Annotated in this window: 8 protein-coding genes; 1 reads left to right on the forward strand and 7 read right to left on the reverse strand. The window is 68.0% G+C overall.

Going from position 1 to position 12,386, the window contains the following annotated elements; translation table 11 throughout:
* Positions 1–121 precede the first annotated feature (121 nt).
* Positions 122–1,033 carry a polyphosphate kinase 2 family protein gene (locus tag DK26_RS17245; protein WP_157089693.1) on the forward strand — a complete coding sequence of 304 codons (912 nt, stop codon included), beginning with the start codon at positions 122–124 and terminating at the stop codon, positions 1,031–1,033.
* Positions 1,034–1,245: 212 nt separating this feature from the next.
* Here DK26_RS17245 and DK26_RS17250 read toward each other — a convergent pair whose 3' ends face one another.
* The 7 genes from DK26_RS17250 to DK26_RS17280 all read right to left on the reverse strand — a co-directional run bounded on the left by DK26_RS17250 (position 1,246) and on the right by DK26_RS17280 (position 12,371).
* On the reverse strand, positions 1,246–3,438 hold the full coding sequence (locus DK26_RS17250) for a tetratricopeptide repeat protein (RefSeq protein WP_066475047.1): 2,193 nt from the start codon (positions 3,436–3,438) through the stop codon (positions 1,246–1,248).
* Positions 3,429–4,448: a glycosyl hydrolase family 8 gene (locus DK26_RS17255; RefSeq protein ID WP_157089694.1), complete on the reverse strand. Its 1,020-nt coding sequence runs from the start codon at positions 4,446–4,448 to the stop codon at positions 3,429–3,431. The genes DK26_RS17250 and DK26_RS17255 overlap by 10 nt, the downstream gene beginning before the upstream one ends.
* Before the next feature lie 11 nt (positions 4,449–4,459).
* Positions 4,460–6,736, reverse strand: coding sequence for a cellulose biosynthesis cyclic di-GMP-binding regulatory protein BcsB (locus DK26_RS17260; RefSeq protein ID WP_184231629.1), 2,277 nt, complete (start codon positions 6,734–6,736; stop codon positions 4,460–4,462).
* Positions 6,737–6,912: 176 nt separating this feature from the next.
* On the reverse strand, positions 6,913–9,096 hold the full coding sequence (gene bcsA / locus DK26_RS17265) for a UDP-forming cellulose synthase catalytic subunit (protein ID WP_066475054.1): 2,184 nt from the start codon (positions 9,094–9,096) through the stop codon (positions 6,913–6,915).
* 21 nt (positions 9,097–9,117) lie between these two features.
* Positions 9,118–9,960: a cellulose biosynthesis protein BcsN gene (gene bcsN / locus DK26_RS17270; RefSeq protein WP_066475056.1), complete on the reverse strand. Its 843-nt coding sequence runs from the start codon at positions 9,958–9,960 to the stop codon at positions 9,118–9,120.
* Between the two features lie 561 nt (positions 9,961–10,521).
* The gene (locus DK26_RS17275; protein WP_066475058.1) at positions 10,522–11,262 is read right to left on the reverse strand and encodes a siderophore-interacting protein; all 741 of its coding nucleotides are present in this window, start codon (positions 11,260–11,262) and stop codon (positions 10,522–10,524) included.
* Positions 11,259–12,371, reverse strand: a complete 1,113-nt coding sequence (locus DK26_RS17280; protein WP_198162354.1) for an ABC transporter substrate-binding protein — start codon at positions 12,369–12,371, stop codon at positions 11,259–11,261. Before DK26_RS17280 ends, DK26_RS17275 begins: the two co-directional genes overlap by 4 nt.
* Positions 12,372–12,386: the final 15 nt, after the last annotated feature.

Genomic DNA, 12,386 nt, shown 5'->3' on the forward strand with positions numbered 1-12,386 from the left:
TGACCCCGGTTCGCATCTCGCTAAGTTCGGCCAGCCCCTCACTGAGGGCCGAACCCGGAGGCTGGGTCGTCATCGACATCGAGGCCGACTGGAAGGCCGTGTGTCCGCCGGAGCGATGACGATGCTGAAAGAAGACCTGATCAAGCGTTTCCGTATCACGGAGGGGAAGGGCTTCAAGCTCGCCGATATCGACCCCAGCGAAACTGCGGGCCTCGATATCGACAAGGACGATGCGAAGGAACTGCTCGCGAGCGGGACCAAGCGCCTCCACGCTTTGCAGGAGCGCCTCTACGCCGAGGGGCGCTGGTCGGTGCTCATCGTCCTGCAGGCGATGGATGCCGCCGGCAAGGACGGCATGATCGAGCATGTGATGTCCGGCATCAATCCGCAGGGCTGCGAGGTGACCTCGTTCAAGGCGCCGAGCACGGTCGAGCTGCGCCATGATTTCCTCTGGCGCACGAGCTGCGCCCTGCCGCAGCGCGGCCATATCGGCATCTTCAACCGCTCCTATTACGAGGAGGTGCTGGTCGCCCGCGTCCATCCGGCGATCCTCGCCAAGCAGAACCTGCCGCCGGCGCTGGTCAAGGACGACATCTGGGACGAACGCTTCGACAGCATCCGCGATTTCGAGCGCCATCTCGCGCGCAACGGCACCGTCGTCCTGAAGTTCTTCCTGCATGTCTCGAAGGGCGAGCAGCGCCGCCGCCTGCTCGAGCGTATCGACGAGCCCGACAAGAACTGGAAGTTCGACGCCGGCGACCTCGCCGAGCGCAAGCGCTGGCCGGACTACATGAACGCCTATGAGGAGGCGATCGCCGGCACGGCCGCCAAGCACGCCCCCTGGTATGTCGTGCCGGCTGACAATAAATGGTTCAGCCGCCTCGTCGTCGCAGCCGCCATCGCCGACAAGCTCGAGGAACTCGACCCGCAGTTCCCGAAGCTCGACGCCGAGGCCCGCGAGGCCATGAAGCGCGCCCGTGTGGAACTGGCCAGCGAAGGCAATGGCTCGAGCGGCGGCAAGCACAAGAGCTGAAGGCGGCCTACGATGGAGCCCGGCACTGCTCTGACACCCATACTCGTCATCCCGGCTGCAGCGCAGCGGAGCGCCGGGATCCATCGTAGAGCGCAGGGCCTTCCGATGGACCCCGGAGCTGCGCCGCTGCGCGGCTTGTCCAGGATGACGGGGAGCAGCCTGTCGGCTGAGCGGCCAGCCCGTCGTTGACTGTCACCTGACTGGAACGCGCCTTAATACCGGTTCCGGCGGGTCGCGTCGTCGATCGCGCTCAGCCCGGCGAGGGCCTTCGGCGATCTGTCGATCTTGTAGAGTGCGCTGAAGACCCTGCGCGCATCCGAGTACCGGCCCGAGTTGAAGTACGACCAGCCGCGCATCAGCATCAGGTCCGTGGTTTCTGGCGCGTACTTCGCGCGCTCGCCCAGCGTGATCAGCGCCGCATTGTAGTTCTTCGCGTCGTACTGGGCATAGAAGCGCTCGGCCAGGAGCAGCGCCGAGAGTTCGCGCCGCCGTGCGGGCGGCAGCGCAGCGGAGGCCGCAGCAGCGCTCGCCTCGGTGGTGAGCCCCTGCTGGATCGCCGCATAGGCCTTGCCGGCTGCGGCGTCGGCGGCGATCTGCCCGGTGCTGGTCCGCATCGCCGCTTCGAAGGCCTGCATGGCGGAGGCCGGGCGCTTGAGATTGAGCAGGCACCAGCCGCGCGCCAGCGCTGCGGCTCCCGAATTACCACTGCCGCAGCTGCCCGGGCCGGTGGCACGCGCCGTTTCACGGACGGCAGGCGGACGCTCGACGGGGATATAGTCTTCGACAGGCTCGCTTCTGGTGACACGGCGTTCGGCCGGCACAGCGGTCCGGGGCGGAGCGGGAGAAATCCGTTCCGCCGGAGCACGTTCCACCAGCTCACGTTCGGGCGCAGCCGGCACGGTGCGCACCTCGCGCGGTGCCGGCTCGCGGGAGCGCAGGGCGCGCCGACGCGGATCGAGAATATCGGCGATGCGCTGCGAGCGCCCGCGCCATTCGGCGACGACCGCCTGGAGGCCCGCCGTGTCGCGCAGCCGCTGGCGCGACAGGGCGAGCCCGAAGGCGGCCGGCTCATGCGTCTTGTCCCAGGCCAGGGCGGTCTCGAACCAGGTCTCGGCCGGCACGATCTGGCCGGAGTTATAGGCGTACCAGCCGAGCGCCGCGGCTCCGAGCGCATAGCGGTCGCCGCTGACCGTCTTGACGATGCGCGCCAGCACGGCCGGGTCCAGGCGCGGCGGCGGCTCCTGCGTCAGCAGCGCCGTCAGGGCGTCGAGATAGGCCTTGCGGTTGGGCTGGCCTGCCTCCAGCCATTGCGAGCCGAGCGCCTCGGCCTCCTGGTATTTTCCGCTGGCTGCGAAGGCGAGCACGGCGCCCTCCGCCGCCTTGGCACCGCCATTGCGGGCGAGCGCCATGCGGAACCAGTCAGAAGCCTTGGCCGGTTCGCCATGATGGAGGGCATAGAAGCCGAGCAGGATCGGGTCGCCCGGCGTCGTCTCGGCATTGGCGAGCGTCTCGAGCCGGCGCAGATCGTCGGCGCTCACCACCAGCTTCGGGTCTTCCGACGCCCGGCCGACGCGGCGGCGGGCGAGCTCGTCGCGAATGCTCGTGAATTCGTTCTGCTTTTCCAGCGCCAGCAGGGCGCTGATCTGCTCGTCCGGCAGCGTTCCCAGCGCCTTCTGCATCGTGCCGATGCGCTCCTCGGCCTTCTCGCAATTGGCGAGCACGTAGGAATACGCGTCGCGCGCCCGGTCCATGCGCTCGGTACGGACGAAGGCTTCGGCCACACGCCAGAGCGCGTCGACATTGGCGCAGGTGAGCAGGGCGGGCGTCTCGGTGCCGATCCTGATCACCTGTTCCCATTGCCGGGCATTGGAAGCGTTGACGAGGCGAATCCCGGCCTCGGCCTGGTCGAGCTGCTGGACGAGGTCGGCGGGCGCGCTCCAGCCGGTCTCCTTCGTGGCGCGCTGGGCGATCGCGGCGCGGACTTCGCTGAGCTTGCCCTCGGCGAAGAGCTTCCACATCCGCTCGAGCTCGGGGTCGCCGGCCGGGATCGGCGTGTTGAGGTCGGTTGGCGGCCGCCATTGCGGATAGAGTGCCCGCAGGCGGGCAAGCTCCGCCTCGAAGCGTCGGGTGTCGCCTTGGCTGGCGAAATAGCGCAGGGCGCTTTCGTCCACCGGCGCCTGCGGCTGGGCCTGGCGCCCGCCGGGCGGCTGGTTCCCCTGCTGTTGCGCCTGGGCGAACTCCGACCTCGCCTCGCCCGTCTCCGCGTGCGGCTGCTCCAGCGCTAGGGCGCCGGGTGTGCCGGGCTGGGCCACTGCCGGCAACTCAACGCCCTGCCCATAGCGGCCGAGGCCGTAGAAGAGCGCTCCCGATGCCACCGCTGCGAGCAGGATTGCCTTCACATGCATCGGGCGTACCTCTCGCTCAGCATCGCCAGGGTGAGCAGATGCAAGGTGGAGGGGTAATAGGCCGTCGGCTGGAACGACTTCAGATCCTGCGGGATCGCGGTCCCGTCGATGGCGCAGGCCATCGCTGCAACGAGGATGCGATAGCCCGGATCCGAGAGCTCCTCGACGACCTTCTTGGTACGGACATCGACGATGGCGGGGCCATTGGCCCAGGCCTCGCGGAATGGCGCGAGGCGCGCCGGCTCGGCGAGGCCTGCCCGCAGCAGATAGAGCGGGACGCGCATCGCATTGTAGCCGAACTGCGCCGGGAAGCCGTCGGCCGGCCGCGGCTCGGCCTTGACCGACATCCATTCGGGCGCGGGCATGTTCGCCTTGGCGAGCGTGTCGAGCAGCTTGAGCCCGGTCGCCTGGACCTTGAGCCAGCTATTGTCGCCGGTCAGCCGCGCCATTACCGGAAGGGCCTCGAAGACCCAGTAGGACGGGTTAATCACCGGCCCGTCGGCGCGGTCCTTCTCGGAGAAGCCGCTCACGGCCGGCATCAGCCAGGTCGCGCTGCCGCGCGCCAGGAACGTCGTCTTCGCGATGTTCCGCGCCAGCTGACGCGCGGCGTTGGTGTAGCCGGGCATTGTCCAGGCTGTGCCGGCGCAGTTCAGCGCATAGGCGATCAGCAGGTCGCCATCGGTCGCGTTGTTGACGTCGGTGACGCGCGGCGTCGCCTTCGGGTCCCAGCGCCAGGCCGCGAGCCCGTCATCACGGATCAGCAGCTCGGTGCGGGTGAAGGCGAGGATGCGGGCAAAGCTCGTGCGGTCTCCAGCGAGGCAGGCGAGTAGGAGACCGTAGCCCTGGCTCTCGCTGTGGCTGATCGCGCCGTTCACGTCGTCGACGACGCGCCCGTCCTCCATGACGAATTTCTGCCGGTAGAGCTCCCAGGCTTCCAGAGGCAGGGCGGCCTGCGCCGTCGGCACGAAGGCGAGCATGATCGCTGCGAGGGCTCCGAGCAGCCGTTTCATCGGCGAGAGCCTCATGGCTTCTGCCCCAGGCGGCCGAGCATCAGCGAGGTCGAGATGCCGAGGGCGATGCAGGCGACGAGCAGGGCCAGCGCATAGGCGCCGATATTTTCCGAGAGCCAGTTGGCGAGGACGAGCCGCATGTTCGTCAGCGAGAAGCTGCGCGTCATGACGAAATTGGGGTCGCTCGCCGCGACGACGTGAACGTCCTGGGTGCCGCGAAAGGCCGTGACCCGCCCGGCGAGATTGGCCCAGTTCCCCGGCGTGACGAGACGGGCGATCGTCGCCTCCAGCGTCTCTTCGCGGCGCGCGACGAAGGCCGTCCAGACCTGCTTGCTCGCCGGCTCCACCGCCTGCGCAGCGATCAGGTCCGTGCCATCAGCAGGTTCATAGAGAGTCTCGTTGGAGGATGGAATGCGCAGCTGGGCGAAGGAGAGATGGAAGTTGCGCTGCAGCCACTGGTCGAAGACGACGAAGTAACGGGCGAGGGGGCCGCCCAGGGAACTGCGCCAGCGATCGCGCAGCGCGTCGGTCGTCGGTTGTGCGTTCTCGGCGGCGGCCGGCCCCTTCTGGCCCTGGAAGCGGTTGATCACGGCGTCGAAGACGGCGCCCGCATCGTTCTCAGGCGCGACGACCACGGCATCGGCGCGTGTCGGCCACGTGGTCCTGACGGTCTCCGACACGCCGACGCGAGGCAGGAGGCCGGGTGGCAGCTGGCTCGCAGCGCCGACGATCAAGGCCGGCTGATCGCTCGCGGTCGAGACACTGGTCAGGGCGTCGACGGCGAGCGGTCTGGCAGCGCGCTGGGCCAGCCGGGCCAGCAGGGTCGCCGCAGCGCCGTAATTGGCGGTGTCGTGACGGCCGAGGATCAAAGGCGTGCGGGTCGCCAGCGAATAGGGGAAGCCCGTTCCGGCGACGGCGGCGAGATTGGGCTGCACGCCGATCTTGGCGAAGTCCGGGAAGGAGAGGCTCGTCGTGTCGAACAGCGCGAACCGGTTCCGCCCCGGCAGGGTCGCTCCAGGACCGCAGGACAGGTCGGAGCTGGTGAGCGTCACCGCTTCGAGCCAAATCTCGTTGATGCCGGGCCGGAAATGCCGCAGTGGCACGGTGATCGGGAACTGCTGGAACAGCCCGCCGGTCGTCGCGTTCAAGGGAACGGTCGCCGCGACATTGCCGTTGACGAAGACCTCGATATGGCTGTCGCCGGGCATCACGTCGGCGGAATAGGCAGCGTCGAGATAGAGCGTCGCCTCGCCATAGGCCGAAGCATAGAAATCGCCGGGAAAGGCGACGACGGCGCGGGTCCGCAGGCGCCGGGCGGAAGATTCTTGGCTGGGGATGCCCAGTTCGGAGAAGCGCAGGGCGCGCGCCTCCGACAGGAAGGGCGCGTCGGGCAGGTGCCAGCTCGACGTGTCCATTATGCGGCGATTGACGTTGGTCGGCCGGGAGACCGGGGCTGTAAGCAGCATCGCGACCACGCTCTCGATGTCCGGCCAACTTGCTCCGGTCACGAGGAGGGTCGAAGGGCCGAGGCGCGCGTCGGAAACGAAGCCCACGAAGCTGCGCGCCTTGGCCTCCTCCGGCACCCGCGTCAGGAGGTCCGGCAATTCCGCCGTCGTCGCGAGGACGATGGTCAGCGTGCCGGGCCTCGCCCGGCCGGGGGGCCGTTCCGACACCTGAACCACCGCCTGGCCGTAGCGCCCGCGCAATGCGGTGGCCTGCGAGACCGCGAAGATCATGTTCGCCGCTGCCGCGCTCGAGGCACCGGGCGCGACGATGCGGATCGTGGTCTGCCCCGCTTCGTCGCCGCCGATCGCCGGTAAGTCGTCGATGCTGCGCAGGCGCAGCTCGGTCGCCGCCGGGGAACGGAAGCTCAGTTTCGTTCCGGCGCCATCGATCCGGGTCCAGAGTTCATAGGTCGAAGCGATCGAGCAATCGGTGCGGTGGCGCTGGATGGCCTCGAAGCGGATCGTGTTCTGCCCGGGCCGCAGCAGGCCTTTTCGCAGGTTGGTCGACAGGCGCGCCATCCGATCCGACGAGGCGACAGGCGTCTCGACCACGCGCTCGCCATTGACCCGGACTGTCAGCCGGGAGGCTTCCGGCATGACGACGAGCGCGTTCTGGAAGGCGACGTCGAGGGCGAGATCGGAGCTCGCCTCTTCCTCTGTCAGGTAGAAGGCCCAGCTGCGCATGTCGGCCTCGCCTTCCAGCGTCACCCTTGCGGCTGGCAGGAGCGGCTTGAAGCCGGGGCCGGCAGCGGGAGCCGGCGCTGCCGCCGGCTTGCTTGCCATCGGGGCGGGCGCGGCAGGCGCGGCCGGAGCCGGGGCGGTCGGCGCCGTTCCCGGAGCGATCATGAAGGGGGGCGGGGAACTGGTCGCTGCTCCCGGCTGCTGGGCCAGGGCGGGCGCCGCCGCCATGGCCAGCACCATGGCCAGGCCGCGAAGGAGAGGGGGGGCATGGCGCGCCGTCATTCCGCGGCACTCGGCTTGCTGGCTGTCTTGCCCAGCCGATAGAGGCCGAGGAAATAGGACAGGCCCCGGCTGGTCTGGAACAGCGCGATCTTCAGGAAGCGGGTGGTGCCGCGCACCACGCCGATATTGTTGCGCCGTGCCTTCTGGAAGCGGCTCCAGCGCTCGGCGTCGGAAAAGGCGAGGTCGGCGATCATCCGGCTGTGCAGAGGCTCGGATGGCTCGTAGCGGCAACCCAGCATCAGTCCCTGGGGATCATGCTCGATGCGCTTGATCCTGACCGGGAGTGTGCCGCGCGGCATAGCGAGAGTGGTTTCGAACGAGATCAGCGCCAGCTCACCGACCGCCGGCTTGTCGGCGGGCGCCGCGCCGATGCGGATCGCGATGCCGTCGACCGAGGCGTTCTCGGTGACCATCGGCACGGCGTTTCCGTTGAGCACCATCTCGCCCCGCCGCGTCACGGCGAAGCGCCGCGCGGCACGGCCCTCCGGCCGTTCGGAGACGACGCCGAGCGCGCAGCCGGCCATCAGCAGGTTCATGATGTTCCAGAGGCCGACGACCAGCGTGGTGTCGGCATTGTAGGGCTCGGCGATGCTGCGCCAGTACTGGGCGACCACGCCCAGCGCCAGGACGATGAAGATGATCAGGAACGGCAGGCCGAGCTCGGAAACACGGCGCGTCTCGAGCGACTCGTTCTTCGCGGTGACCTTGAAGGTCGGCTTGCTCGGGTTGAGCATCACCGAGACGACGGCCGGCAACAGGTAGATCGACTGGATGAATTCGTAGAGTTCCGAGATCCACGGCCAGCGATAGCGGCCATAGAGGTAGTTCTGCATCATCAGGTTCACGACCATGTAGCCGAGGATGTAGGCGATGAACTCGCCACTGGTCGCGACGAAAATCTCCAGCCCGAAGAAGAGATAGAACAGCGGCGAGATCAGGAAGATCATCCGCGCGAACGGGAACAGCCAGAACAGGGCGGTCGAGGTATAGCAGAGGCGTTGCGGCAGGGAGAGGCCGCGCTTCAGCAGCGGCCTGTGATAGATCAGGATCTGCATCATCCCCTGGGCCCAGCGCGAGCGCTGGCCGATGAAGCTGGTGAAGGTCGCCGGCTGGAGCCCGGCGATCAGTGGCTTGTCGACATAGACGCTGTTCCAGCCTGCGGCATGCAGGGTGATCGCCGTCTCGGCGTCCTCGGTGATCGAGCGCCCGGAGAAGCCGTTGGTCGTCAGCAGGGCCTTGCGGCTCAGCACCGCAGCCGAGCCGCAGAAGAAGGAAGCGTTCCACTTGTCGAGGCCGCGCTGGATGATGCCGTAGAACATTTCGTTCTCCGACGGCATTTCCTTGAAGGTCCGAAGGTTGCGCTCGAGCGGGTCGGGATTGATGAAGAAATGTGGCGTCTGGACCAGGAAGAGCTTCGGGTCGCGGGCGAAGAAGCCGACGGTCTCCGTCAGGAAATTCCGAGCCGGCGCGTGATCGGCATCGAAGACGACGATCAGCTCGCCCTGCGAATGGGCGATGCCGTTATTGAGATTGCCGGCCTTGGCGTTGAGATTGCGCTCGCGCGTGAGATAGGTGACCCCCAGCCCTTCGCAGAGCTTCTGTAGCGTCGCGCGCCGCTCCTTGGCGGCATGGGCGGCGGCGAAATTGTCGGAGGCGCACTTCTCGTCGGTGCCGCCGTCGTCGAGCAGATAAACCTGCAGTTTCCCCGGCGGGTAGTCCATGGCGAGCGCTGCCGACAGCGTCGTCGCCAGCATGTCGGCGTCCTCATTGTAGGAGGGGACGAAGACGTCGACGCTCGGTGCGTTTGCGAGGTCGATCGGCGGCGTGGCGCGACGGGGCAGCGGCATCGCGACAACGAACAGGCTGAGGAACAGCATGCCGATATTGTAGAGTTCGGCGACGTAGAGGATGACGCCCGGGATGAAGTCCTCGACCTGATTGACAGGCGGCAGCGTGCTGGTGGTGCGCCAATAGACATAGCGTAGCACGACCGCGGTCCCGAGGCCGAGCGCGATCAGCCGCCAGACGCCGAGCGGACGCAGCAGCTTCAGCAGGATCATCGCGCCGACCAGGATGGTGCCGGCGATCAGATGCGCCTGCAGACTGATCGGCAGCGCGATCAGCGCCGTGACCAGCGCTGCCGTGACGGCCCAGACGATGACGTAGATCGCGGTTGGCATCAGATGCTACGGACTTCTTGCTCAGCGTGAGGGCGGCGGTGGCACGGTCGGGTAGCCTTCGAGCGGGCGGTCGGGAACGGCGGTCTCTACAGGCGCTGTGTCGCGCAGAGGGGCGACGCGTGCCGGTCGGGCCCGGGGGCGCACCACGGTGGTGCGCGGCGCCATGACATCCTCGAAGGAGGCCTGCGGCACCGGATAGATCGGCGCCCCTGCCTCGCCGAGATTCGGCGCCGGGTCAGGCGCCTCGCCAATCGGATCCCAGCCGCTCCGCCCGAGCGACGCGTTGAGCGCGTAGCCATAGGCGAGACGAAGCAGCGAGGCTTCGCTCGCGTTCGGCTCGCAGACCCGCAGGCGGATTGAGGCCGCGCCGGTCCTGGGACGAAACAGGCTGTCGCCCCGCATCAGCCGCTGCCAGACATAGATGCAGCCGTCGTTGCCGATGCCGCGTCCGAAGGCGTAGCCGAAGGGGCCGTATTTGTTCTGCACGAACACGGAGGAGGTCGCCATCGCCACGCCGGGGAAGCGCTCCTCCATCTCAGCCGCGAGGACGTGATCGTCGAGGCCGGGCTCTTTCAGCAGGTTTCCGGCGACGCCTTCGCCGTCGGGAAGATCCGCGGAGGTCAGGAACGCGACATGGATGGTGTTCTCGCCGGGCGTACGGCCGCGCGTCGCGAGCGAGATCGTCTGGGCGATGGCGTTGTCGTACTGGCGCTGCGTGACGGCGACGGCCGGCGGGCCTCCAGGCGGCAGCACGACCATCGCCCGGCTCGGGTCGACGTTCACCGCACGGGTCGAGAACACCAGATCGGACTCGGTCAGCCGCTGGTCGCCGCAGCCGGCAAGGATCGCCGCAACGCCGGCCACTGCCGCCCATCGGGTGCGCCGTGACGCGCGCCTGTTCCCAAGAGCGGTCGGCAGCTGCCGGCAACCTGTCATGGTCGCGCGAAGCGGTTGTTGCGTACCGTCATGTCTTGACCATCGTTAATATTCGTTAACGGGAGCTTACATGGCGCTTCGCGTTAAACGGGCATCTATCGAAAGCAATTACGCTGTCCCCAATACAATTGATTCTCGCTGTCCGGCCAACCCGTCAGCTGAACGATAAGCACAATGTTAGGTCAACCGGCGGCTTGACACGCTGCGAAGGCGCCTAATTTGTGCGCTCCCGCCTCGCTCGTTCGAGCCCGCCGGCGTTCCCCGCGGACGCCCGGATTGGGTTCCTGAAACGGTGCTGGAGAGCCATTGGCAAGGCGGAACGCCAAGCTCTGCGTCTCATGCTCGATTCGCATCTCGCGGTGCCGACCGCTCAGGCGCCGGCCGGCGCCATGCTTGCCCGGACTGGTGCCGGCAGCGTCTTGCAGGGCGCTTGCTCGAAGGAACCGGGCGACGAGACGCGCGCTCGGCGCGCGCCTCGCCCGACCCAGCCTAGTCGTCGACGTGGTCGTGGCCGCCGATGCGCCCGGGTCGCCAGTAGCCCTCAGAGGCGATGCTCGCCTTCGGCAGGCCCGCCTGGACGAGATGATGCCGCCATGAGCGGACATTGCTTGTCTCGCCCATCAGGTAGGCCTGACCGCGACCGGTCGGGAGCGCAAACGCCTTCAAGGCCTCCAACACCAGCCCGTTCGGGCCGGCTGGCATGGCGCCGCGCGCAAGCCAGTGGCAGCTGAGCGCAGCGGAGGTCCCGATCGCGGCTTCGTCCTCAGCCGACGCCGTCTCGATCAGTGCGTGGACGATCGCGCCGGCCGGCATCGTCTCGAGCATGTGCAGCATGGCCGGCATGCCGGTCTCGTCGACGCAGAAAAGGTGCCAGTCGGCGTCCGCCGCGACGGTGCTGCGCCCGCGCGGGCCCTGCGCAAGCAGCGTGTCGCCGGGACGGGCCGCCTTCGCCCAGCTCGGCGCAGGCGTTTCACCGTGCAGGACGAAATCGATGGCGAGGCGCTTCGGCTCCCGGTCGAACCAGCGAATGGTATAGTCGCGCCGGCCGGTGTCGCCGCTAGGCAGCGGCATGCGCAGGATCAGCGCCTGCCCGGGCCGGTATTCGAGCTGGTCGAGCGTCTGCGCCGTGAAGACGACGCGGCGCAGGCGCGGGGCGACGTCGAAGGCCTCGACGACAGAAAGATGCCATTCGTCGAGGGCAGGGCGGGAAGGCTTGGGCGTTTCGGTCATGGCAGTGAGCTCCAGTAGACGCCGTCGAGCGGGAAGGGCTGGAAGCGCGCATGAAGATCGCGCAGCAACTCCTCGGGATCGAGATCGGCGAAGAGGGCAGGGTGCAGCCATTTGGCGAAGGCCTGCACCGCCGCGACATTGAAAGGCGAATTGTAGAAATGATGCCAGACCGCATGGGCTCGCCCATCGCGGATCGCCTGCAGCTCGGCGATACCGGGCCGCGTCATCGAGCGTTTCAGGCTTTCCTGCGCGACTTCCGCCGGGACGCCAGCGCCGAGCGCGAGCCAGGGCCGCGTGGCGGCGGAGGCGAAATCGCCGATCGCCGTGCCGATGTAAACCTGCGGCGGGTTGGCGATGAGCCATTCGAGGCTGACCGTGCCGGCCTCGCCCGGCACCATCGCCTCGGCGATGTTGAAGCCGCCGGCGGCGGTGACGAAGCGGCCGATCATCCCCCGCGTCATCGTTTCGCAGCAGCTTGAATCGATCCCCACGCGGCTCTCGATGAAGACGCCGACGGGTGCGGGCCTTGCTTGCGCCAGCCGCTCCTCGACCCGCACCAGCGCGGCCCGCCAGGCCGTGTTGAATTCGCTCGCCTCGCGTTCGCGGTCGAGCACCTGGCCGAGCACCTCCATCGACCTTGGCGTGTTGACGAGCGGGTCGCTGCGGAAATCGATGAAGACGATGGCCGTGCCGGTCGCCTCCAGCGCCTTGATCACCTCGCCGGAGCGGGTATCGGGGCCATGGCCGCCGATGCCGAAGATCGCGACCTGCGGCCGAAGCGCGATCGCCTGCTCCAGGCTGAAGCTCTCCTTGGCGGTACGGCCGATCCTGGCGATACCGGCGATGCCGGGGAAGCGCTCGCGATAGCGGGCATAGCTCGCCGGGTCGACATTCTCGTAATCGCCCATCATGCCGACCACGCGGCCGACCGGGTCGCGCCTGTCGAGAATGGCGAGGGCGGGAATATACCGGCCCTCGCCGGTGATGATGCGCTCGACCTTGTCGGGAATGGTGACCGTCCTGCCGGCGAGGTCGGTAATCTGCTTCGCACCCGCCGAGGCGGGTGCGAGCAGGAGCGCTAGGCAAAGCAGGGCGCTGCGCAGCATCATGTTTGCTTCCGGGTA

The sequence above is a fragment of the Allobosea sp. WAO genome (assembly GCF_001509835.1).
In the GTDB taxonomy this organism is placed as follows: Bacteria; Pseudomonadota; Alphaproteobacteria; order Rhizobiales; family Beijerinckiaceae; genus Allobosea.

Bases quoted from the DNA above. Each gene is read 5' to 3' on its own strand.
- bcsA (WP_066475054.1), bottom strand. From the start codon at position 9,096: ATGCCAACCGCGATCTACGTCATCGTCTGGGCCGTCACGGCAGCGCTG.
- DK26_RS17255 (WP_157089694.1), bottom strand. From the start codon at position 4,448: ATGAAACGGCTGCTCGGAGCCCTCGCAGCGATCATGCTCGCCTTCGTG.
- DK26_RS17250 (WP_066475047.1), bottom strand. From the start codon at position 3,438: ATGCATGTGAAGGCAATCCTGCTCGCAGCGGTGGCATCGGGAGCGCTC.
- DK26_RS17275 (WP_066475058.1), bottom strand. From the start codon at position 11,262: ATGACCGAAACGCCCAAGCCTTCCCGCCCTGCCCTCGACGAATGGCAT.
- DK26_RS17245 (WP_157089693.1), top strand. From the start codon at position 122: ATGCTGAAAGAAGACCTGATCAAGCGTTTCCGTATCACGGAGGGGAAG.
- DK26_RS17280 (WP_198162354.1), bottom strand. From the start codon at position 12,371: ATGATGCTGCGCAGCGCCCTGCTTTGCCTAGCGCTCCTGCTCGCACCC.
- DK26_RS17260 (WP_184231629.1), bottom strand. From the start codon at position 6,736: ATGGCAAGCAAGCCGGCGGCAGCGCCGGCTCCCGCTGCCGGCCCCGGC.